The organism is Hydrogenophaga sp. A37 (genome assembly GCF_002001205.1).
In the GTDB taxonomy this organism is placed as follows: Bacteria; Pseudomonadota; Gammaproteobacteria; order Burkholderiales; family Burkholderiaceae_C; genus Hydrogenophaga.
Genome location: NZ_MUNZ01000101.1, coordinates 34,267 through 56,917 on the forward strand (window position 1 = coordinate 34,267; position 22,651 = coordinate 56,917).

A 22,651-nucleotide genomic window follows, 5' to 3' on the forward strand; every position below is an offset into this window, starting at 1 on the left:
AATGCGCAACTTTGTCGCGTGAAGCCACCCCATTTCCCTACGCACCCCGTGTTCTTGAATGCTCCAATCACTTCGTCATCACCCAGTCGCAAACAGCCATAAAAGCATGCGACCCGCGACGGTCGGCAACCGATCTTTCAAGGAAATGAGACCATGATTTTTCGACCCAAATACGTGACCTTCGACTGCTACGGCACGCTCACCCGCTTTCGCATGGGTGAGATCTCCCGCGAGCTGTTTGCCGACCGCATCCGGCCCGAGCAGATGGAGCAGTTCATCGCCGACTTTTCGGCCTACCGTTTCGACGAGGTGCTGGGCGCCTGGCAGCCGTATGAGGTGGTGCTGAAGAACGCCGTGCGCCGCCTGTGCAAGAAGTGGAAGATCCAGTACTTCGACACCGACGGTCAGACCTACTACGACGCCGTGCCCACCTGGGACCCGCACGCCGACGTGCCCGCCGGCCTGGCCAAGGTGGCCAAGGAGATCCCGCTGGTCATCCTGTCCAACGCCGACGACGCGCAGATCCAGAAGAACGTGGCCATGCTGGGCGCACCGTTCCACCGCGTGTACACCGCACAACAGGCCCAGGCCTACAAGCCCCGCCTCAAGGCCTTCGAGTACATGCTCGACTCGCTGGGCTGCAACCCCGAGGACCTGCTGCACGTGTCCTCCAGCCTGCGCTACGACCTGATGTCGGCCGACGATATCGGTATCAAGAACAAGGTGTTCGTGAACCGCGGCCATGGCCCTGGCTGCCCGGCCTACGGCTACACCGAGATCCAGGACATCGGCGGCCTGCCTGGCGTGGTCGGTCTCTGATCCACTTGACGACGCCACCAACCCACGACGCACCATGAAACTCGACTCCTACTGGAATCACTCGCTCGCTGCGGTACCGGTGACTGGTGCACAGGCCTTGCCCGCGCAGGTGGATGTGGCCATCGTGGGGGCGGGCTTCACGGGCCTGTCCGCGGCCCTGAAGCTGGCGCAGCGCGGCGCCTCGGTGGTGGTGCTGGAAGCCGGAGCGACGGTGGCGCCGGAAGCCTCCGGGCGCAACGGTGGCCATGTGAACAACGGCCTGGCGGTGGACTACGCCGAGGTGGCGGCCAAGGTCGGCATCGAACGGGCCCGCGCCTGGTACCACGCCTACGACGACGCGGTGAACACCGTGGCGCGTCTGGTGCAGGAAGAGCGCATCGACTGCGACTTCCTGCGCCACGGCAAGCTCAAGCTGGCCACCAAGGCCTACCAGGTGGACGCCTTGCATCGCAGCGCCGAGCGCCTGGTGGCCGATGGCGTGGACACCGACGTCCAGGTGCTGGACGCCTCGCAAGTGCAGGCGGAGGTGCAGAGCGAGCGCTTCGTGGGTGGGCTGCTCTACAAGCGCAGCGCACAGATGCACATGGGGCGCTTTGCCCAGGGCCTGGCGCAGGCAGCGCAGCGACAGGGCGCACAGATCCACACGGGCACCCGGGTCAACCGCGTGGAGCGCGTGCAAGGCCAGGTGCACCGCCTGCACACCGACCGCGGCGTGGTGCGGGCCAACCAGGTGCTGCTGGCCACGGGCGCATCGCGCCACGGTGGTTACGGCAGTTTTGGCTGGCTGCGCCGGCGCATCGTGCCGATTGGCAGCTTCATCGTGGTGACGGAGCCCCTGGGCGCCGAGCGGGCACAGGCCTTGCTCGCCCATCGCCGCACCTACACCACGATCGCCAACATCCACCACTACTTCCGCCTCACCGCAGACCACCGACTGGTGTTTGGTGGGCGTGCGAGGTTTGCCATTTCGAGCCCCACCTCTGATGCCGCGAGCGGCGAGGTGCTGCGCGCAGGCCTGGCGGCCACCTTCCCGCAACTGGGCCCCGTCCGGCTGGACTACTGCTGGGGCGGACTGGTGGACGTGACGCAGGACCGCTTGCCCCATGCGGGCGAACGCGACGGCCTGTTCTATTCCATGGGCTACAGCGGCCATGGCACGCAGATGTCGGTGCACATGGGCCAGTGCATGGCCGATGTGATGGCGGGCGATGCCAGCGCCAACCCCTGGAAGGACCGCGACTGGCCCGCCATTCCGGGCCACTTCGGGCCACCTTGGTTCCTGCCCGCGGTGGGCTTGTACTTCCGGCTCAAGGACCGTCTGGCCTGAAGGCCAGAGCACTGCCAGCCGCCGCTTGCGCTTGCCTTCAATTGTTTTTTTCGACCCACGATCCCTTTCATTTTTACAACCAGGAGCATCACCATGAGCGATAGCCACAACCCGTTCCAGCAACTTGTCGGTCCCAGCGAGAGCCTGCGCGTGATGGACTCGCTCAAGCGCGGTGCCACCCGACGCGACGTCATCGCCATGCTGGCCGCCTGCGGCATGCAGGCCACGGCGGCCGGCGGCATGGCGGCGCTGGCCACCACGGCGCACGCGCAGACCCCACGCAAGGGCGGCCGCATCAAGGTGGCCAGTTCGAGCTCGGGGGTGAGCGACACGCTCGATCCGGCGCGCCAGTCCAGCCACATCGACTACTGCCGCGGCTTCATGTTCTACAACGGCCTGACCGTGCTGGACGGCAACCTGGCCCCGCAGCCCCAACTGGCCGAGGAGTTCACCACCAAGGACGCCCAGACCTGGGTGTTCAAGCTGCGCAAGGGCGTGAGCTTCCACAACGGCAAGCCGCTGACGCCGGCCGACGTGGTGTTCTCGATCATGCGGCACAAGGATCCGGCGACCGCCTCTCGGGCCAAGGTGCTGGCCGACCAGATCGAGTCCGTGACCGCCACCGGCCCCAACGAGGTGACCTTCCGCCTGACCTCGCCCAACGCCGATTTGCCGGTGATCATGGGCACCTACCACTTCCACATCGTCCCGGCCGGAACGACCGACTTCAACGCCGGCATCGGCACCGGCCCCTTCAAGGTGAAAGAGTTCAAGCCGGGCGAGCGCTCCATCGCCGTGCGCAACGAGAACTACTGGAAGCCCAACCGCCCGTACCTGGATGAGATCGAACTCGTGGGCATCACCGACGAGTCGGCCCGTGTCAACGCGCTGCTCTCCGGTCAGCTGGACCTGGTGGTGGCGGTGTCCCCGCGCTCGATCAATCGTGTGCTGTCCAGTGGCACCCACACCATCTTCGAGACCAAGGCGACGTCGTACACCGACCTCATCATGCGGCGCGACAGCGGCCCCGGCAGCAACCCGGACTTCGTGCTGGCCATGAAGCACCTGTTCAACCGCGAGCAACTGCTCAAGTCGATCCAGCTCGGTCGTGGCGTGGTGGCGAACGACCAGCCCATCGCTTCGAACAACCGCTTCTACTTCAAGGGCCTGCCCCAGCGCGCGTACGACACGGAAAAGGCCAAGTGGCACCTGCAGAAGGCCAACCTGGGCAGCGCGCCCATTCCGGTGGTGGCCTCGCCGGCCGCGACCAATTCGGTCGAGACCGCCCTGGTCATGCAGCACGCCGCCAAACAGATCGGGCTCAACCTGGACGTCAAACGCATGCCGGCCGACGGCTACTGGTCCACCCACTGGATGAAGCACCCGGTGGGCTTCGGCAACGTCAACACCCGCCCGAGCGCCGACCTGGCCCTGACCCTGTTCTTCAAGTCCGACGCCCCCTGGAACGAGGCGGGCTGGAAGAACGAAAAGTTCGACCAGTTGCTGGTGGCCGCGCGTGGCGAAACCGACCAGACCAAGCGCACCCAGATGTACGCCGACATGCAGGTGATGATTCATCAGGAAGGCGGTATCGGCATTCCGTTCTTCACCTCCAGCCTCGACGGGCACAGCAAGAAGCTCAAGGGTCTGTCGCCGATCCCGATTGGCGGGATGATGGGCACGTCCTTCGCCGAGCACGTGTGGCTCGACGCGGCCGCCTGAAGCGGGTGCCAAGACCATGAACAGCATCCTGTTCAAGCTGCTCGCGCAGCGAATCGGCCTGGCGCTGCTGTCGTTGCTGGCGGTGTCGGTGGTGGTGTTTGCCATCACCGCCGTGCTGCCGGGCGACGCGGCGCAAGAGCAGCTCGGGCAGGAGGCCACGCCCGAGGTGCTGGCCGAGCTGCGCGCGCAGCTCGGCCTCAACGTGCCGGCGCACGAGCGCTATCTGCGCTGGCTCGGCGGACTCACCCGGGGTGACCTGGGGCTCTCCTCCACGGCCCGCGTGCCCGTGATCGACCTCATTGCCAGCCGGCTGCCGAACTCGCTGCTGCTGGCGGCGGTGACCGCGCTGTTCTCGGTGCCGATCGCCCTGACGCTCGGCATCGCCGCGGCGGTCTGGCGCGGCTCCTGGTTTGATCGCGGGGTCTCCACCGCCGCCGTGACCGTGGTCTCGGTGCCGGAGTTTCTGGTGGCCACGCTGGCGGTGCTGGTGTTTGCGGTGCATCTGCGCTGGCTGCCCGCGCTCTCCTACGTCAGCGACATCGAGTCCGTGGGCCAGATGCTGCGCGCCTTTGCCATGCCGGTGGTGACGCTCACCTGCGTCATCGTGGCGCAGATGATGCGCATGACGCGAGCCGCCGTGATCGACCAGCTGGAAGCGCCCTACATCGAAATGGTGCGCCTCAAAGGGGCCTCGCCAATGCGAACCGTGCTCGCGCACGCACTGCCCAACGCCGTGGGGCCGATCGCGAACGCGGTGGCGCTGAGCCTGTCGTACCTGCTGGGTGGCGTGATCATTGTCGAGACCATCTTCAACTACCCCGGCATCGCCAAGTTGATGGTCGAAGGCGTCGTCCAGCGCGACATCCCGCTCGTACAGGCCTGCACCATGCTGTTCTGCACCGGCTACCTCTTCCTGGTGACCATTGCCGACATGTGCGGCATCCTCGCCAACCCCCGTCTGCGTCACCGCTGAAGGAAACTGCAATGAGCAACGCCATTCATGGTGCTCGCCTGGACCAACCGGCCATGCGCCGCTGGGGCCAGTGGCTGGCCCACTTCGGCCTGACCGGCTGGCTCGGCCTGGCCATCGTCATCTTCTGGGCCGGGGCCGCGATCTTCGGCCCCTCCTTGCTGTCGCAGAGCGGCTCCGCCGATGGCGGCGACGTGTTCGCCCCCATCAGTGCAGCGCACTGGCTCGGCACCGACTACCTGGGCCGCGACATGCTGGCGCGTGTGATCGAGGGCGCCCGCTACACCGTGGGTGTGGCCTTCGCCGCGACGCTGCTGGCCAGCGGCACCGGCACGCTGCTGGCCCTGCTGGCGGCGGCCACCGGGCGCTGGACCGACAGCGTGCTGAGCCGCGTGCTCGACACCCTGACCGCCATCCCCAGCAAGATGTTCGCGCTGCTGATGGTGGCCAGCTTTGGCTCGTCGGTGCTCATGCTCATCGCCACGGCGGCCATCATCTACCTGCCCGGCGCCTTCCGGATCGCGCGCTCACTGGCCGTCAACATCAATGCGCTGGATTACGTGACGGTGGCTCGCACACGCGGCGAGAGAACCCGCTACGTGATGCTCTACGAGATCCTGCCCAACATCACCGGGCCGATGCTGGCCGACTTCGGTCTGCGCTTTGTCTACGTGGTGCTGCTGCTGGCCAGCCTGAGTTTCCTGGGCCTGGGCATTCAGCCGCCCGAGGCCGACTGGGGCTCGCTGGTGCGCGAAAACATTGAGGTGCTCTCCGAAGGCGGCGCCGCCGTGATCGCACCTTCCATCGCCATTGCCAGCCTGACGATTGCCGTCAACCTGGTCATCGACAATCTGCCGGGCCGTGCGGCCCGCGAACGGGGAGGGCGTTGAAATGGGCTCACTGGTCGTTGTTGACAAACTCACCATCCGTGCGGGCGATGCCACGCTGGTCGATGGCTTGAGCTTCACCATCCGTCCCGGCGAGGTGCTGGCGCTGATCGGCGAGTCGGGTTCCGGAAAAACCACCACCGCACTCGCACTCATGGGCCATGCCCGTCGCGGCTGCCACATCAGCAGCGGCAGTGTTCGCATCGGCGACACGGACGTGTTGTCGCTGGGCGCGGGGCCGCTGCGGGCGCTGCGCGGTCGCACCGTGTCGTACATCGCGCAGAGCGCGGCCGCTTCGTTCGACCCTTCGCGCAGCATCATGGACCAGGTGGTCGAACCCACGCGCATTCACGGCACCATGTCGCGGGCGCAAGCGGAGGCCAAAGCCGTGCAGCTGTTTCGAGAGCTGGCCCTGCCCAACCCCGACACCATCGGCCAGCGCTACCCCCACCAGGTTTCGGGCGGGCAGTTGCAGCGGCTGATGGCCGCCATGGCGCTCATCACCGATCCCGAACTGGTGATCCTGGACGAGCCCACCACGGCGCTGGACGTGACCACGCAGATCGAGGTGCTGCGCGCGTTCCGCCGCGTGGTGCGCGAGCGCCGCGCCACGGCGGTGTACGTGAGCCACGATCTGGCGGTGGTGGCGCAGATGGCGGACCACATCCTCGTGCTGCGCAACGGCAAGGCACAAGAGGTCAACACCACCGAGCGCATCCTGTCCCACCCCGCCCATGAGTACACCCAAAGCCTCCTGGCCGCGGCCCGCCCGGCACCCCTCGCATCCGATCTGAAAAAGGGTGAACTGCTGCTGGAAGTGAACACGCTGTCGGCCGGGTACGGTGCACTCAATGCGCAGGGCCAACCCGCGGTCCTGATTCTCGAAGACATCAACTTCAAGCTCCACAAGGGCCAGGCCATTGGTGTGATCGGCGAATCCGGGTCCGGTAAGACCACGCTGGCCCGCGCCATTGCGGGCTTGATCGCCCCGTGCCAGGGCAGCATCTTGTTCAAGGGGCGCCCGCTCAAGCCCGAGGTGCGCCAGCGCAGCAAGGAGGAACTGCGGCAGGTCCAGATCGTGTTCCAGATGGCGGACACGGCGCTGAACCCGTCGCAGACCATCGAGCGCATCCTGGCCCGTCCCCTGCAGTTCTACAAGGGCCTGAAAGGGCCGGCGCTGCAAAAGCGCATCCACGAACTGCTGGACCTGGTGCGGCTGCCGCACTCGGTTGCGCAACGGCTGCCGGGCGGGCTGTCGGGCGGGCAAAAGCAGCGCGTGAACCTGGCCCGTGCCCTGGCCGCCGAGCCCGAGCTGATCCTCTGTGACGAGGTGACCTCGGCCCTGGACACGGTGGTGGGTGCGGCGGTGCTGGAGCTGATGGCCGATCTGCGGCGCGAACTGGGTGTGTCTTACCTCTTCATCAGCCACGACCTGCACACCGTGAAGTCGGTGTGCGACGAGATCATCGTCATGCAACACGGTCGCAAGCTCGACCAGGTGGCGCGTGCCGACTTTGAACGCGGCCCCCACCACCCGTATTACGAGCTGCTGGCCGCCTCGGTGCCCGAGATGCGCCAGGGCTGGCTGGACGAACGTGATGCTGCCATGCCCGCTGCTGTGGCGCTGGCAACTTGAACCAAGGAGAGATATTTCATGAACCCGATTTTTCGGATTGCCGTTCTGGCCGGCGACGGCATCGGCAAGGAAGTGATGCCCGAAGGCCTGCGTGTGGCACAGGCGGCCGCGCAGCGTTTCGACTTCGAGCTGGAATGCCACACCTTTGAGTGGGCCAGTTGCGACTACTACGCCGCCCACGGAAAAATGATGCCCGACGACTGGAAAGCGCAGCTCTCGGGCATGGACGCGATCTTCTTCGGCGCCGTCGGCTGGCCCGCCACCGTGCCCGACCACGTCTCGCTGTGGGGCTCGCTGCTCAAGTTCCGCCGCGAGTTCGACCAGTACATCAACCTGCGCCCCGTGCGCCTGTTTGAAGGCGTGCCCTGCCCACTGGCCGGCCGAAAGCCCGGTGACATCGACTACCTCGTGGTGCGAGAGAACACCGAAGGTGAGTACACGTCGCTCGGCGGCATCATGTACGAGGGCACCGACCGTGAGGTCGTCATCCAGGAGTCGGTCTACTCGCGCCACGGCGCCAATCGCCTGTTGAGGTTCGCCTTCGACCTGGCGCAAAGCCGCAGCAAGAAGCACGTGACCCTGGCGACCAAGAGCAACGGCATCGCCATCAGCATGCCGTGGTGGGACCAGCGCGCCGACGCGGTGGCCAAGGACTACCCCGATGTGGTGCTGGACAAGCAGCACATCGACATCCTCACCGCGCGCTTCGTGCTGCAACCGGGCCGCTTCGACGTGGTTGCCGCCACCAACTTGTTTGGCGACATCCTGTCCGATCTGGGCCCCGCCACCACCGGGACGATTGGCCTGGCCCCATCGGCCAACCTCAACCCCGAACGCGACTTCCCCAGCCTGTTCGAGCCGGTGCACGGCTCGGCGCCCGACATCTACGGCCAGAACATCGCCAACCCCATCGCCATGATCTGGTCGGGTGCGCTGATGCTGGACTTCCTCACGCGCGGTGAGGGTGCCGGCCGCGCCGCGCACGACGCCATCGTGGCCGCCATCGAAGAGGTCCTGCGGACAGGGCCGCGCACGCCCGACCTGGGCGGAACGGCCAACACCACGCAGGTCGGCGAGGCGGTGGCGGCCCTGGTGGCAGCGGCCTGATTCGCTGCCTGGGTCAACACCTTCCTTCCACTTTCATTCCTTCACTGCCATGCCCCTGACCCTTCACCGTGCGGATTTGATCCGCAGTGCCAACTTCATTGACGGCCAATGGACCGACGCGGCCGCCGCATCGTTCGACGTCACCGATCCCGCCACGGGCGCGCTGATCACTCGCGTGCCCGACTCGGGCGCGGCCGAGGCCGGCGCGGCGCTGGACGCCGCCCACCGGGCCTTCGCCACCTGGAAGAAGGTCCCGGCCAAACAGCGGGCCGCGATCATCAAGCGCTGGAACGACCTCGTCATGGCGCACCAGGACGACTTGGGCAAACTCATCTCGCTCGAGCAAGGCAAGCCCCTGGCCGAGGGCAAGGGCGAAGTGGCCTATGCCGCGAGCTACATCGAGTGGTTTGGTGAAGAAGCCACGCGGCTCAACGGTGAAGTCATTCCCGCGCACGTCAGCGGTCGCAAGGTGTTCGCGTTGAAGGAGCCCATCGGTGTGGTGGCCGCCATCACGCCCTGGAACTTCCCCGCCGCGATGATCGCCCGCAAGATCGCGCCCGCGCTGGCCGCGGGTTGCACGGTGGTGTGCAAGCCCGCCGAAGACACCCCGCTGACCTCGTTGGCGCTGGTGCATCTGGCCAACGAGGCCGGGATTCCGCCGGGCGTGCTGAACATCGTCACGGCCTCGCGCGAGAAGACGCCAGAGGTGGTGGACGTGTGGCTGGACGACAGCCGCGTGCGCAAGATCACCTTCACCGGCTCCACACTGGTGGGCAAGCACCTGGCCCGGCGCAGTGCCGACACGCTCAAGAAGCTGTCACTGGAACTCGGTGGCAATGCACCCTTCATCGTGTTCGACGACGCGGACCTGGACGCCGCGGTTGACGGCGTGATGGCCGCGAAGTTCCGCAACGGCGGCCAGACCTGCGTCAGCCCCAACCGCTTGTTCGTGCACCGCAAGGTGCAGGAAGCGTTTTCTCAGAAGCTCTGTGCGCGCGTCGCAGCGCTCAAGGTGGGGCCGGCCAGCGACCCCGCCTCACAGATCGGCCCCATGATCAATGCGCGCGCGGTGGAAAAGATCGAGCGCCATGTGCAAGACGCCGTGGCGCAGGGCGCGCAGCTGCTCACCGGTGGCGAGCGCCTGACCACACTCGGCCCCAACTACTACGCGCCCACGGTGCTCATGGGCGTGGACCCGCGCATGGCCTGCTCGTGCGAAGAGACCTTCGGCCCGGTCGCATCGATGGCGGTGTTCGATGACGAGGCGACCGTGGTGGAGCTGGCCAACGACACGCCGTTTGGCCTGGCCGCGTACTTCTACAGCCAGGATGTGCGGCGCATCTGGCGCGTGGCGGAGGCGCTGGAGACCGGCATCGTCGGCATCAACGAAGGCGCGCTCGCGTCCGAAGCGGCACCCTTCGGTGGCGTGAAGGAATCGGGTTACGGCCGCGAGGGTTCCACGCACGGGCTGGACGATTACACGCACGTGAAATACATCTGCCAGGGGCAGCTGGACTGACGGCGGGTCCTGATCGGCGCCGTGTTCCCTGACGGTGCGCCGGCCCTATTTTTATGTGGCCGCCCGCAGCAGGCCGGTGCCGGGGTGGCAGTTGACGTACTCGAAGTGCGCGTCTCCTGCCTGCAGAACGCTGACCTCGTGGTACAGCCGTAGGTTGGGCGGCGCCGCAATGGCCTGCAGCATACCCATGAAGGAACCGAAAATTTGCTGGTGCGTGGGGTGCTTCTCGGCCCAGGCCTCCATGTGCGCCAGACTGCGCCACCCGCTCAGACCGTAGCTCTTGTCCATGGGCAAAAAATCTTCGTCCAGCACGCGCAGGTAGCGGTTGAACAGGCAGCCCACGCCCAGGCCCTGAGGTGAGGAGAGGAAGTCCATGCCCTCGCGCAGCACGGGCTCGACCTCGCCCAGGTAGCGCTCGCGCTCCACACCGCCGGTGTGTGCCCAGTTTTGGCCGCTGCGGATCAGGGCCATGTTGTGCTGGCCTTCAATGACCACCCGCTGGCCCGGCCGGGGCTTGGTCGGTGGGGCGGCAGGCGTGGCGCCGGTCAGAGCGTCCGTCTGTGAGGCGGGCAGACGATCGCGCATGCCGCCCCAGTAGGCGTGTTCCAGGATTTCATCGCTCACCGCATCGGCCAGACGCGCCACGGCCTCCTGCCCGTCGGGCGATGACATCAGGGTCTCGAAGCGGTCCACCCCAGGGCAGGCCACTTCACGAAACCATCCCGTGCTGCCGCTCAGGCGTTCGTCGCTTTGCCAGAAGATCTGTACGGCCGGGTGCAGCTGCCAGCGCTGGTGGCTCGCCCGGTCGGACCAATAGGCCGTCCACACCAGCGTGTCCCAACCCTCGGGGTCGCGGTACTGTGCCAGGTCGGAGAAGCGGGGCGCGTCGGCGCCGTGCACGGCGTTGCGCAGGGTCTGCAGGCCGGCGACCGCCGCCTCGCGGTCGGCCAGGTCCCGGTACTGCACGCCGTGGTACGCCATGACGGCGTGTGTCTGGCCGGGCGCATAGCGGGCGGTGTACGCAGGCACCGGCGGCGTGTAGCCGGCCGGCATGCGCGCGGGCTGGCTGCGCGGGCAGCGCAGGTGCGGCGCGATGGCGGATTCCATGACAGCTCCTGTGGAAGGACAGATCGCTCTCAGTTCACGGGCAGGTTGTCTTGAGGATCGACCGCGTCGACGGGCAAGGAAAAGTGCTCCACGGGCGAGCCCTTCTTGCGGTTGAGCAGCAGGCGGTGCACGTCGGGGCGGGCATAGTGCCCCACCGGGTCCATGGCGTTCTTGGCCACGCCGATCATGCCGAGGTCGATTTCCGCGATCAGCAGGCCTTCAACGTCTTCCGGCAGCTTCTCCGTCAGAGGAGCGCCATCGGGACCGTAGATCACCGCGTGCCCACCACCCACATGGGTCAGGGCATGCTTGTCAGGGGTGTCGCACAGCTCATCCACCATCGCTTTGGACATGATGGCGCAGGGCGCCAGCACGAAGCAGCCGCCCTCCACGGCATACACCTTGCTGACGGCGTTGTTGACCTCCCAGCCCAGGGCGTGGGCAAAGGGTTCGTAGGTCGAGAAGCTCGGCCAGGCCGCAATGTGCACCTGTTCGTGCTGCGAGTACATGGCGTACTTGTTCAGCGACAGGATGTTCTCCCAGCAGGCCAGCTCGCCCACGCGGCCCAGTGGCGTGTCATGCACTTTCAGGTCGCTGCCGTCACCGTCTCCAAAAACAGTGCGTTCGGAGTGCGTCGGGCGCACTTTGCGCCGCTGCGAAATCGTTTCACCGCCGGGTCCGATCAACCACTGCGCGATGTAGAGGCTGCCGCCGGAACGCTCCGACAAGCCCAGCGATGCCGTGATGCCCGCCGCCTTGACGGCCTGGCGCAGCTTTTCGGCCTGAGGGCTGTCGTAGGACAGCGCGTTGTCGAAATACCGCTGCACAAAGCCCCGGCCAATGGCCCAGGCGGGCGCGCCCATCCAGATGTGCCACGGGTAGCCAGGAATGAACGTCTCGGGGAAGGCGATCAGCTTGCAGCCTTTTCCGGCGGCCTCGTTGATGAGCTGGATGCATTTGTCGACGGTGCCGTCAAGGTCCAGCCAGACGGGGGCGGCCTGGACAACAGCGACTTTGTACTTGGGGTGGGAAATGCCCATGGTGTGTGCTCCTGGTGGGGTTGTGGAAAGGGAAAGCGTGAAGGGGCGTCGTGACGGGTTCAGGGCATCCAGCGCCGGGTGCGCATCGGGTCCAGCGAAGGCCAGCGGCGCATCACCAGTCCCCAGGCGCCCTGGGGCGACAGCACCATCGTGACGATGGCGATGAGACCGAGCGCCACGAAGTACCAGACACCGTGGTCAGCGCCGAGCTCGCGCAGCAGGAAATAGATGGCCGTGCCGATGACGGGGCCTTCGATGCGCCCGATGCCGCCGAGCACCGAAATGAAGATCGCCATGGCGGTCCAGCCCAGGCCGAAGCTGGCGTCCGGGCTCACCTGCAGCGTGTTCATGTAAGCCACGGCACCGGCCAGGCCGGTGAGCGCGGCGCACATCAGCCAAAGCGCGAGCTTGGTGCGCCGCACCGGTACCCCGCTGGCTCGCGCAGCCTCCTCGCTGTCGCGGATGCTGGCCAGCGCCAGGCCGAGCGGGCTCTTGAGCAGACCTCTGGCCCAGAACAGGGCCAGCGCCGCCACCGCCAGCGCGGCCCAGTAGGTGCCCATGTTGCGCTCGGCGCGGTTGAAGTCGCCCAGGGTGCTCAGGGGCATGCCGCCGCCCGCGCCCAGTGTGTCGGTGTTGAGCACCAGGATGCGCATCAGCTCGGCCAGCACCCAGGTGCCCACGGCAAAGTGGGCGCCGCTGAGGCGGAACATGGGCAGGGCCGTCAACGCTGCGAAGAGGGCCGTGACCACCATGGCCAGTGGCAGTGTGGCCCAGGGGTTCCAGCCCAGGGTGTTGGAGAGGAAGAACAGGGCGTAGGCGCCCACGCCCACGAACACATGCAGCCCCACCACCACCATGCCGCCGAAACCGGCGAGCAGGTTCCAGGCCATGGCGATGGCGAACACGGTGAACACCTCCACCAACAGGCGCTGGGTGCCAAAGCCGGTGAACCAGGGCAGGGCGGCCAGCAGGGCCAGACCGGCCAGGGTCAAGGCCAGGCCGCGCCAGGAAGACAGCAGAGAGTGAATGGCTGCTCGCATGGGGATGTCCTTGTCAGTGCTTGCGGGTCATGGGACTGAACAGACCCTGCGGGCGCACGAGCAGGACCACGAAGAAGGTGAGGTGCCCGAAGAAGGCGCCCAGACCGGGGTTGACCTGCGCCCCCAGCACCTGGGCCAGCCCGATCAGCAGGCCACCAAAGAAGCTGCCCCACAGGCTGCCCAGACCGCCCAGCACCACCGCCTCGAAGGCGAACAGCAACCGCTCCGGGCCGGCCATGGGAGCGAACGGCGTGCGCATGCCGTAGAGCACCGCGGCCAGACCGGTGACCACCATCACGAAGCCCGCCATCAGGGCGAAGAAGCGCTTGTCGTTCACGCCCACCAGCCGCGCGGTGGGGGCGTCGTCGGACACGGCGCGCGCCTGGCGGCCCCAGTGGGTGTGGGCCACCAGCAGGTGGGTGCCGGCGTACATCAGCACGCTGATGGCGGCGATCAGCAGCGGGAACACGCCCACCGACACGCCGCCGAAGTTCAGGCCTTGCAGGGTCAGGTCGCCGGACGGCAGGCTGCGCGTGTCGGCGCTGAACACCTCCTGCAGCAGGTTCTGGATCACCACCGACAGACCGAAGGTCACCAGCAGCGGGGACAGCTCGTGGGCGCCCACCACGCGGTTGAGCAGCGTGGTCTGCAGCAGCCAACCGACGCAGAACATGGCCGGCAGCACCAGCGCCAGGCTGGCCAGCGCGGACCAGCCGGTGCTGGACATCACCACCATGGACAGGTAGGCGCCGAGCACGATCAGGTCGCCATGGGCCAGGTTGATCATCTTCATCACGCCCAGGCTCAGGCTCAGCCCCAGCGCGAACATGGCGTAGAGAGAGCCCAGCAGGATGCCGTTGAGCAGCACTTCAATCAGGGTGTTCATGCCGTTTCGACTCCGAAGTACGCAGCGGCCACCTCGTGGTGGCTGGCTTGCAAGGAAACGCCTTCCAGCACCACGCGGCCCTTCTGCAGGCAGACGTAGCGGTCGGAATCGTTGAGGGCACGGCGGACGTTCTGCTCCACCAGCACCAGCGCCATGCCGGACGCACTGGCCTGGCGCAGCAGACGGTAGACCTCTTCCACGGCCAGCGGGGACAGGCCCAGCGACACCTCGTCGCACAGCAGGAATCGCGGGTTGCACAGCAGCGCGCGGGCGATGGCCACCAGCTGCTGCTGCCCGCCGGACATGGCGGTGGCGGGGCGCGCCAGCAGATCGCGCAGCACCGGCATCTCGTCGAGCACGCGTTCGGTCGTCCAGGCACCGGGCCGGCCGTTACGCTGCGCCAGGGCCAGGTGTTCGCGCACCGTGAGGCTGGGAAACAGCCGGCGTCCTTCGGGCACCAGGGCAATGCCCTGGCGCAGGCGATCGAGCTCGTGTCCCGCGCTGATGCATTGGCCGTCAAGGCGGATGCTGTCCGGGCGGGCACGCAGCGCCCCGGCCAGGGTGCGCAGCAGCGTGGTCTTGCCGGCGCCGTTGGAGCCGATCAGGGCGAGCGTCTGGCCCGGCTCCACCCGCAGGCTCACACCGAACAGCGCCTGGAACAGGCCGTATTGCGCATCGAGTTGTTCAACCTGCAGCATGTTCCACCTCCGCTTCCATCTCCAGCTCGGAGCCCAGGTAGGTTTCGCGCACCAGCCGGCTGGCGATCACCTCGGCCGGGGGGCCGTCGGCCAGCAAGGCGCCGTCGGTCAGCACCACCAGACGGCGGGCCACCTTCACCAGTGCGTGGACCAGGTGCTCGATCCACAGCACGGTCACACCCTGGGCGTGGATCTCGCTGACCAGTTCGAGCAATTCATTCACCTCGGCATCGGTCAGACCACCGCCGACCTCGTCGAGCAGCAGCAGCCGGGGCGAGGTGGCCAGGGCGCGCGCCACCTCCAGCCGCTTGCGCTGCAGCAGCGTCAAGCCGCCGGCCGGCTGGTTGCCCTGGGCCGAGAGTCCGCAACGGCGCAGGGCATCACAGGCCGCATCGGCCGCCGGTTCCGGGGCCAGGCCGGCGCCGTAGGTCGCCGCCACCAGCGCGTTCTCGTACACGCTCAGGCCGGCAAAGGGTTGCGGGATCTGAAAGGTGCGGCCGATGCCTGCGCGGCAGCGCTGATCAGCGCTCAGCGCGGTGATGTCGCGCCCCTGCAGCTGGATGGTTCCGCTGTCGCAGCGCAGGTGGCCGGCAATGAGGCCGAATGCGGTCGTCTTGCCCGCGCCGTTGGGACCGATGACGCCGACGAACTCGCCTTCGGCGACCGTCAGGTCCAGGCCGCGGATCACGGGCGTGCGGCCATAGGCCTTGTGCACACCGGTCAGTGTGAGAAGGGAGGTCATGTGGGTCTCTGGTGGTGGACCGAAGGAGGGGTGCCGATCGGCCAGTTCACGGCGGCCGTGATCGCCGACGCGGATGTGCCTGAACAGGGCACCTGGGTGACCTGGCCCGAGCGAATGGCCAACAGGGTCGGGTAGCTGCTGATGCCCAGGGCACGCGCCATCTCGAAATCCTGGAGGGCCCATTCGCGCGCCCGGCCACTCTCCAGGTCCTGTCCAACCCGCTCGGCATCCAGGCCTTCCTGGCGGGCGATGTCGATCACGGTTGCCGGCTCGGACAGGCTGCGCCCGTGCACGTAGAAGGCTTCCTGAAGGCGATGGGCCAGCACCACTGCGCGCGAAGGCGCCTGGACGCGCAGCGCTGCAAACGCAATCGCCGCGCCCAGGGAGTCGAGCACGAAGCTGCCATCGCGCAGCAGCGCTTCGTAACGGTCGCCGAAGCGGACGCCGGTCAGCTCCGCGATGCGCCGGTTGGCGCCGGGAATGTGCGGGTAGGTGTCGATGCGCGCCGAGCGTGGCCCCACGAAGAGGCCTCCGCTGATCACGATGACCGGCACGCCCGGCGCCCATGCCGACGCCAGCTCCTGAATGAGGGGCGACGCGCCCCAGCACCAGCCGCAATAGGCGTCGAACACATACAGCGCACACGGCTCGGGCAGGCCAAGTCCGTTGGCCCGCCCATGTGCCGTGTCACCACCGTGTGTTGCGAACTGCATGGCCGTCAGCTTCCCAGCAGCACGAACTTGCGCTGCACCGGAATCTCCGGGGCGGTGCCGTTGTGTGTGACAACGATGTCGAGCTTGCCCTTCTCATCGACGATCCACTGCCCACCGACGACGCGCATCTTCGAGACGTTCTTGATGCCGCTGCCCGCAAAGTCCAGGCGGCCGATCACCGTGTCCTGCTTCATGTTGCGGATGGCGTCGGCCACCTTCTGCGGGTTCTTCGGGTCGCCGCTGGCCTTGAGCGCCGCGATGCCGGCTTCCACCAGGGCGTGCATCACGCCGATGGGCTGGGTCCATTCCTTCTTCGTCGCGGCCATGTAGGCGTCGGCCAGTTGGCGTGCGGTCTGGCCGGTCAGGCTGCTCTTGAACGGGTAGGCCGGCGACCACCATATCTCGGTGGACATGCCGTGAGCACTCTTGCCCAGGGCCTGCACGCCACCGGGGAAGAGCAGGGCCTTGGCGATGGTCATCACCTTGGGTTTGAAGCCCATCTGCGCGCTCTGCTTGACGAAGCTGGCCCACTCGGGCGGCGCGAACAGTCCGGTGACGACCTCGGCGCCTTCTTTCTTGAACGCCTGGATCTGCGCCGAGAAGTCGTTGCTGCCGGGGGCGAACTTGCCGATGTCGACGATCTTGTAGCCGGCCTTGGCGAACATGGCGGGCATGCCCATCTTCATGTCGCCCATGGCGTTGCCGGGCAGCGTGTTCTCGAAGGCCGAGCCGATCACCTTGGGCAGCTTGAGGTCCTTCCAGATGTCCAGGTACACGTTGGCGATGTCGTCGATGCCCCAGAAGAAGTGGAAGACGTTCTTGAAGCCCTTGGCCGGGTCGCCCTTCATGGGGAACATCCAGGCCTGCCACGGGCTCATGGTGGTGATGCAGGGCACGCCGTTGATCTCGCACTGCTGGGCAATGCCGGGGCCGATGGTGGCCTGACCCAGCATCAGATCCACCTCGTCCTTGTTGATCAGTTCGGCGGCCAGGTTGGACTGGCGGTCGGGGTTGCTCTGGTCGTCCTTGGCGATGAACTCGATGCGGTACTTCTTGCCGCCGATGTTCAACCCACCGGCCAGGGCCTTGGTGGCGTTGTCCAGGATGAAGCTGTCGGCTTCGGCGAACGGGGCGAACGGGCCGGTGCGGTGCGTCAGATAGCCGATCTTGATCACGTCGTCGGCCGCGAACACCTGGGGTGCGGCGACGCTGGCGGCCGCCAGCGCGGAGCCTTGGACCAGGAACTGTCGGCGGGTGCTTTGTGCGGTGGAAGAGGGCTGCTCGTCTTGCATGTGGGGCCTCGTGGAGGTGGGTTGGAACGAGGCTTGAGCTTAGGTTTGGCAGGCGCTTCGAGCTTGCACGGGCACGGCGCAGCGCTTGGTTCAGTCCGACCGGAGCAAGGGCGTTGCAGCCCGGGCGGACGGGACTTGTCTGGATCCGGCCTGGGTCTTGTCCGGGGCCTGCGGCGCGCGCGGCGAGCGCCTGCCAGGCGCCGTGGTGAGGGTTGAACCCGATGCAGCGCAGCCGCCTGCTGGCGTAAGTTCTGTTGCCCGGTGCAGGTCTTGCTTGCCAGGTCCGCATCCCTGAGGAGAACGCCGTGGAAAACCAGTCCCCATCAATGAACGCCCATCAAACGGCCCCCGTGTGCCCGCCGCGCAGCCGCATGGCCACCGGTGAGGTGCCCGAGAACCAACGGTTCGAATACTGGCTGGACATGATCTGCTCCACTTATGTGCAGCTGGAGTGCGACAGGCCCCAGGAAAGGGCGCTGTTCGGCGAGATCGAGTTTTCCCGCATCGGCGGACTGGACCTGACCGAGCTGCGAGCCAACGTGCCACGGGTGCGTCGCACGCCGCTTCATGTGTCCCGTTCGGGTGAGGACTACTGCCTGGTGCAGTTGCAGCAAGCCGGCAAAGGCGTGGTGTGTCAGGACGGGCGGATCGCCGTGGTCAACCCGGGTGACTTCGTGCTCTACGACTGCACCCGGCCCTACGAACTGATGTTCGACGACGAGGAACACCACGTCATGGTGTTGAGGCTGCCGCGCGCGCACCTGGAGCAGCATGTGACGGGGCTGGAAGAACTCACCGCGACCACGGTGTCGGGCGACGGCGCCGCCGGGCACCTCCTGCTCTCTATGGTGAGCACCTTGCGAAATCAGGCCGATCGCCTGCACCCGGCGTCTGCGCAAGGGGTGTCCGATGCCATCACCCAGATGATCGCGGCCGGCCTGCGCAGCCTGCCGCAGGCCAACTCCCGCCGCCCCTCCAACCTCCATGCGTACCACCTCGCCCGCATCAAGGCGTACGTCAAGGAGCGGCTGCGGGACCCCGTTCTGTCTGTCGCCAGCGTGGCCCAGGCGGCCGGCCTGTCGCCTGACCACCTTTCGCGTCTGTTCCGGGGCGAGCCCTTGCCTCTGTCGCGCCTGATCTGGCAATGGCGGCTGGAGGCCTGCCACCGCGACCTCGTCGATCCGCGCCTGGCCAGCCGCAGCGTCAGCGACATCGCGTTCTCGTGGGGCTTCAACGAAGCCGCCCACTTCAGCCGCTCCTTCAAGGAGCTGTATGGCCTCACGCCTCGCGAGTGGCGGCAGCAGGCCTTGGCTGTCCAGCCGTTGGCCTGACGCTCCCCCATGCCCGGGCGGCTTGGCCACCGCCCGTCACCCGCAGCACGCAAGGTTTCCAGCGCGGAGTCTCGCGACCCTGGTGGGCACCGCTGCGCTGGACATGACCGCCGGTCCGCTGCTCAACAGCCGCATGAAGGCGGCACAGATCGCAGCCATCCCGGAACGGGGGATGTCGTGTTTTCTCACAGCCAAAGATTCTTTGTTTCCAGTGCTCACAAACACAAACTGTGCTGTTTGACGCCCTCATTACGAGGCGTGAAATTTGTTCGGTGGTGCTTCAATGATCCGGCCCCAATTGGATGTTCCAAAGGGGTGACCAGCGTGGTGGCCGACATGCCACCCGCCGGTCCAGAAGCAACCATCTGAGGAATAAATGAAACTCTCCACAAGCATTCGGTACCTGCTCTCGACGGGACTCGTTCTCGGCGGCGGTGCTGCCATGGCCCAGTCCAACGTCACCATCAGTGGCAGCCTCGACGTCGGCGTGTTCCGGGACAAAGCGTCGGTGACCAATCTCGGGACCATCAAGCGCAGCCATCTGCAGTTCGATGGCTCGGAGGACCTGGGCGGCGGCCTGGCGGCCACGTTCAAGCTGCGTCAGCGCCTGGATGTGGACACCGGTGCGCTGGAAGGTGCGGGCACCAAGCCGGCATGGCATGGCGAAACCACGGTGGGCCTCAAGGGCGGGTTCGGCGCACTGCGCCTGGGCCGCGCGGTCGATGCGATCCAGAGCCACGACTGGGCCTTTGACGCCTGGGACAACTTCAGCCGGGTGGCTTCGCCGGCCTGGGACCTGTGGCACTGGAACTACTCGGCCGATCCGGTCGGTGGTGGCTCGGGCCGCGTGGCCAACGCCGTGTTCTTTGACTCAGCCAAGTTCTCCAACTTCTCCGCGCACCTGAGCTACTCGCCGGAAAAGCCCGCCGACGCCGTGGGAACCACGCGCGCGGCTTCGGTGGTCTACAACGACGGCACCACACGAGCCATGCTCGGCGCCGGCAAAAACAGCGCCGGAGCCAAAGAGACCTCCATCGGTCTGCGCAGCCGCTTTGCCGACCTGACACTGATGGGCATGTACAACGTCAGCGAGTCCGCCGCCGGGTCCGAAGCCAAAGTGTCCACGCTGGGCGCGACGTATGCGCTGGGCGCCACGACCCTGAAGGCCGGCTGGGGCAGTGCGGATGTGGACGGCATCAAGAAGCAGCGAGTCGTGTCCCTCGGCGCGAACTACGCGCTGTCCAAGCGCACCGGTGTCTACGTCGATCTGGCGTCCAAGCGCTACATCGCCGATGGCACGAAACGGGTCTACGGCGTGGGCCTGACCCACTCGTTCTGAAGCACTCTCATTGCGCAGCAGGACTGCGCTGACTTGAAAGCGGGTCCCGGGTTCGTGCGCGGTGCGCGAACCCGGGACCCCACACCAGACAGGTAGAACCATGGCCCTCTTGCCCAACGATGTCTCCCCGGTCCGGGACTTGCTGCCGGACCTGATCACCTTGCGCCGGGATCTGCACGCCCACCCGGAACTGGCCTACGAGGAGCGGCGCACGGCCGGCATCGTGGCCAACGCCCTGCGCCTGCTGGGCCTGGAGGTGTGTGAGGGCGTGGGCGGCACGGGGGTCGTCGGGACCTTGCGTTGCGGCGACCAGGCGGCAGGGTGGGACGACGGCCAGCGCCCGCGCAGTGTCGGCCTGCGGGCCGACATGGACGCCTTGCCGATGGTGGAATTGGGGCAGCGGCCTTACGCCAGCCAACATGCCGGCAAACACCACGGATGCGGCCACGACGGCCACACCGCGATGCTCATCGGCGCAGCGCGCCAACTGGCACGGACGCACCAGGCGCTGGGCCTGACCGGCACGGTGCATTTCATCTTTCAACCGGCCGAAGAGGGCCAGGCCGGCGCGGCCCGCATGATTGAAGAGGGGCTGTTCGAGCGCTTTCCCTGCGACAGTGTGTATGCCCTTCACAACTGGCCCGACCTGCCCTTGGGCCATGCGCAAACCCGGGCCGGCCCCATCATGGCGGCGGCCGACCGGTTTGACCTCACCGTGCGCGGCAAAGGGGGGCATGCCGCGCAACCCCATCACACGCCCGATGCCCTGTTGGCCGCGAGTCAACTCGTGGTGCAGCTCAACACCATCGTCTCCCGGCGGATCGATCCGAACGAGTCGGCCGTGCTCTCCGTCACCCGCATGGAGGGCGGACACAGCCACAACGTGCTGCCCGCGGAAGTGTCGATCACGGGCACCGTGCGCAGCTTTGACCCGGACACGCAAGACCGCATCGAAGCAGCCCTGCGTGACACCGCTCAAGGCATCGCGCTGGCAACCGGCACCACGGTGGAAGTGAATTACCAGCGCTATTACCCCGCCACCGTCAACACCGCCGTCGAAGCCACGCTGGCCCTCGAAGCGGCCATGGCCGTGGGGCTGCAGGCCCAGATGGCGCCCCGCGCCGCGTTCACCTCGGAAGACTTCGCCTTCATGTTGCAGCGCAAGCCGGGCGCCTACCTCTGGCTGGGGCAGGGCAGGGAGGGGCCAGATGCCAACGGGTCTTTCGCGCTGCACCACCCTTGCTACGACTTCAACGACGACGCCTTGCCCCTGGGCGTGCGCTGGTTCTGCGAAGTGGTGATTCGGGCTCTTGCAAGCGAGACGGCCTGCTGCCCCGCCACCTGATACGGCGTTGCCTTCAAACGTATAACTGCGTTGCTTCGCCTTGCCGTGCTTTCGCACTGTCTGCGGCTTCGCGCCTTGTTCTACGCTTGAATGCAAAGCCGTATGAAAAGGTCGGCGGGCTTGTTCTTTTCGGGACGGCGTTTCTGGGACAGCGTTTTCTTTAGGGCAATAGCCCACGCGACGCCTGTGCGTTGCACCGCGCCACGACAATGCGCCGATGTCCCGACCCACACCCTCCACGCTGTCTGGCGCCGCCTTCGCCACCCTGTTGCTCATTGCTTTCATGATGGGCGCCAACCACGTGGCGGCGCGGCTGGCGTTCAACGACGGCGTGGGCGTGACCACGGCGGTGCTGTTTCGCAGCGGCATCACTGCGCTGGTGGTGCTGGCCTTGCTGCGGAGCACGCGCACCTCGCTGCGGCTTGATGCGCGCCAGCGCCGGGCGCTGCCCGCCATCGGGTTGTTGATTGGTGTGCAAAGCCTGTGCCTGTATGCCGCGGTGGCCCGGTTGCCGGTGGCGCTGGCCTTGCTGGCTTTCAACGCCTATCCGTTGTGGACCGCGTTGTGGGCGCGGGTGGTGTACGGCGAGCGGCCCGAGCCCCGTGTGCTGGCGGCGATGCCGGTGATGCTGGTCGGGCTGGCGCTGGCGCTCGATGTGGCCGGCGCTGCGTCAGGGCTGGGTGCGGCTGGGCACTGGGCGCAGATCGGCGCCGGGGTGGCCTTTGCCCTGTCGGCTGCGGCCACCTTTGGTTTGGCACTGGTGCTCACGCAGCACGAAACGGTTGGCCTGGATGGCCGCCTGCGCACCGCCGCGACCATGGGCCTGGTGGCCTTGCTCGCGTTGGTGGGGGTGGTGTTCCAGGGTGGGCCGAGTTTGCCGGCCACCCCGACCGGCTGGTGGGGTCTGTTGGGTTTGACGGTGCTGTATGGCACGGCCTTCACGCTCATGTTCACCCTGCTGCCGCGCCTGGGCGTGGTGGGCAACTCGGCCATCATGAATGTGGAGCCGATCTTCGCGCTGATGCTGGCCTGGGCCATCCTGGGGCAGAGCATCGCGCCGGTGCAAGTGGCAGGCGGGCTGTTGGTGGTGGCCACGGTGATGTGGCTGGGGCTGCGGCGCCGCTGATTGGG

20 protein-coding genes are annotated in these 22,651 nt (G+C 66.9%); 12 read left to right on the top strand and 8 right to left on the bottom strand.

Annotation, left to right across the window (positions count from 1 at the left end):
• Positions 1–153 precede the first annotated feature (153 nt).
• From B0E41_RS11200 to B0E41_RS11235, 8 genes are all read left to right on the top strand, one after another.
• Positions 154–819, top strand: a complete 666-nt coding sequence (locus tag B0E41_RS11200; protein ID WP_077331231.1) for a haloacid dehalogenase type II — start codon at positions 154–156, stop codon at positions 817–819.
• A 34-nt stretch (positions 820–853) separates the two neighbouring features.
• Positions 854–2,146 (top strand): FAD-binding oxidoreductase, encoded by a 1,293-nt coding sequence (locus B0E41_RS11205; RefSeq protein ID WP_077331232.1) that lies wholly within the window; start codon positions 854–856, stop codon positions 2,144–2,146.
• 93 nt (positions 2,147–2,239) lie between these two features.
• A complete protein-coding gene (locus tag B0E41_RS11210) occupies positions 2,240–3,868 on the top strand; it encodes an ABC transporter substrate-binding protein (protein WP_077331233.1) in 1,629 nt (542 codons plus the stop codon).
• A 16-nt stretch (positions 3,869–3,884) separates the two neighbouring features.
• Positions 3,885–4,841 carry an ABC transporter permease gene (locus tag B0E41_RS11215; protein WP_077331234.1) on the top strand — a complete coding sequence of 319 codons (957 nt, stop codon included), beginning with the start codon at positions 3,885–3,887 and terminating at the stop codon, positions 4,839–4,841.
• Positions 4,842–4,894: 53 nt separating this feature from the next.
• On the top strand, positions 4,895–5,728 hold the full coding sequence (locus B0E41_RS11220) for an ABC transporter permease (RefSeq protein WP_253194800.1): 834 nt from the start codon (positions 4,895–4,897) through the stop codon (positions 5,726–5,728).
• A 1-nt stretch (position 5,729) separates the two neighbouring features.
• Positions 5,730–7,361 (top strand): ABC transporter ATP-binding protein, encoded by a 1,632-nt coding sequence (locus B0E41_RS11225; protein WP_077331236.1) that lies wholly within the window; start codon positions 5,730–5,732, stop codon positions 7,359–7,361.
• Positions 7,362–7,379: 18 nt separating this feature from the next.
• The gene (locus B0E41_RS11230) at positions 7,380–8,468 is read left to right on the top strand and encodes a tartrate dehydrogenase (protein ID WP_077331237.1); all 1,089 of its coding nucleotides are present in this window, start codon (positions 7,380–7,382) and stop codon (positions 8,466–8,468) included.
• A 49-nt stretch (positions 8,469–8,517) separates the two neighbouring features.
• Positions 8,518–9,987 carry an NAD-dependent succinate-semialdehyde dehydrogenase gene (locus tag B0E41_RS11235; protein ID WP_077331238.1) on the top strand — a complete coding sequence of 490 codons (1,470 nt, stop codon included), beginning with the start codon at positions 8,518–8,520 and terminating at the stop codon, positions 9,985–9,987.
• Positions 9,988–10,038: 51 nt separating this feature from the next.
• On the opposite strand, the gene B0E41_RS11240 is transcribed toward B0E41_RS11235, so the two are convergent.
• From B0E41_RS11240 to B0E41_RS11275, 8 genes are read right to left on the bottom strand one after another with little or no spacing between them, the layout of a single operon-like run.
• Entirely contained in the window at positions 10,039–11,094 is a 1,056-nt protein-coding gene (locus B0E41_RS11240) for a phenylacetaldoxime dehydratase family protein (protein ID WP_077331239.1), read from the bottom strand.
• A gap of 29 nt (positions 11,095–11,123) precedes the next feature.
• Positions 11,124–12,134 carry a carbon-nitrogen hydrolase family protein gene (locus tag B0E41_RS11245; RefSeq protein ID WP_077331240.1) on the bottom strand — a complete coding sequence of 337 codons (1,011 nt, stop codon included), beginning with the start codon at positions 12,132–12,134 and terminating at the stop codon, positions 11,124–11,126.
• A gap of 59 nt (positions 12,135–12,193) precedes the next feature.
• A complete protein-coding gene (locus B0E41_RS11250; protein WP_077331241.1) occupies positions 12,194–13,174 on the bottom strand; it encodes a branched-chain amino acid ABC transporter permease in 981 nt (326 codons plus the stop codon).
• Positions 13,175–13,187: 13 nt separating this feature from the next.
• Positions 13,188–14,060, bottom strand: a complete 873-nt coding sequence (locus B0E41_RS11255) for a branched-chain amino acid ABC transporter permease (protein ID WP_077331242.1) — start codon at positions 14,058–14,060, stop codon at positions 13,188–13,190.
• A complete protein-coding gene (locus tag B0E41_RS11260; RefSeq protein ID WP_077331243.1) occupies positions 14,057–14,758 on the bottom strand; it encodes an ABC transporter ATP-binding protein in 702 nt (233 codons plus the stop codon). Before B0E41_RS11260 ends, B0E41_RS11255 begins: the two co-directional genes overlap by 4 nt.
• Positions 14,745–15,500 carry an ABC transporter ATP-binding protein gene (locus B0E41_RS11265; RefSeq protein ID WP_077331244.1) on the bottom strand — a complete coding sequence of 252 codons (756 nt, stop codon included), beginning with the start codon at positions 15,498–15,500 and terminating at the stop codon, positions 14,745–14,747. The genes B0E41_RS11260 and B0E41_RS11265 overlap by 14 nt, the downstream gene beginning before the upstream one ends.
• Positions 15,497–16,213 carry a DsbA family protein gene (locus B0E41_RS11270; protein ID WP_077331245.1) on the bottom strand — a complete coding sequence of 239 codons (717 nt, stop codon included), beginning with the start codon at positions 16,211–16,213 and terminating at the stop codon, positions 15,497–15,499. Before B0E41_RS11270 ends, B0E41_RS11265 begins: the two co-directional genes overlap by 4 nt.
• A 5-nt stretch (positions 16,214–16,218) precedes the next feature.
• Entirely contained in the window at positions 16,219–17,505 is a 1,287-nt protein-coding gene (locus tag B0E41_RS11275; protein WP_077331246.1) for an ABC transporter substrate-binding protein, read from the bottom strand.
• 305 nt (positions 17,506–17,810) lie between these two features.
• On the opposite strand from B0E41_RS11275, the gene B0E41_RS11280 reads away from it, so the two are divergent.
• The 4 genes from B0E41_RS11280 to B0E41_RS11295 all read left to right on the top strand — a co-directional run bounded on the left by B0E41_RS11280 (position 17,811) and on the right by B0E41_RS11295 (position 22,646).
• On the top strand, positions 17,811–18,836 hold the full coding sequence (locus B0E41_RS11280) for a helix-turn-helix domain-containing protein (RefSeq protein WP_253194792.1): 1,026 nt from the start codon (positions 17,811–17,813) through the stop codon (positions 18,834–18,836).
• 376 nt (positions 18,837–19,212) lie between these two features.
• The gene (locus B0E41_RS11285; RefSeq protein WP_077331247.1) at positions 19,213–20,175 is read left to right on the top strand and encodes a porin; all 963 of its coding nucleotides are present in this window, start codon (positions 19,213–19,215) and stop codon (positions 20,173–20,175) included.
• A 100-nt stretch (positions 20,176–20,275) separates the two neighbouring features.
• Positions 20,276–21,520: a M20 aminoacylase family protein gene (locus tag B0E41_RS11290; RefSeq protein ID WP_077331248.1), complete on the top strand. Its 1,245-nt coding sequence runs from the start codon at positions 20,276–20,278 to the stop codon at positions 21,518–21,520.
• A 217-nt stretch (positions 21,521–21,737) separates the two neighbouring features.
• Positions 21,738–22,646 carry a DMT family transporter gene (locus tag B0E41_RS11295; protein WP_077331249.1) on the top strand — a complete coding sequence of 303 codons (909 nt, stop codon included), beginning with the start codon at positions 21,738–21,740 and terminating at the stop codon, positions 22,644–22,646.
• The last annotated feature ends 5 nt before the right edge of the window (positions 22,647–22,651 follow it).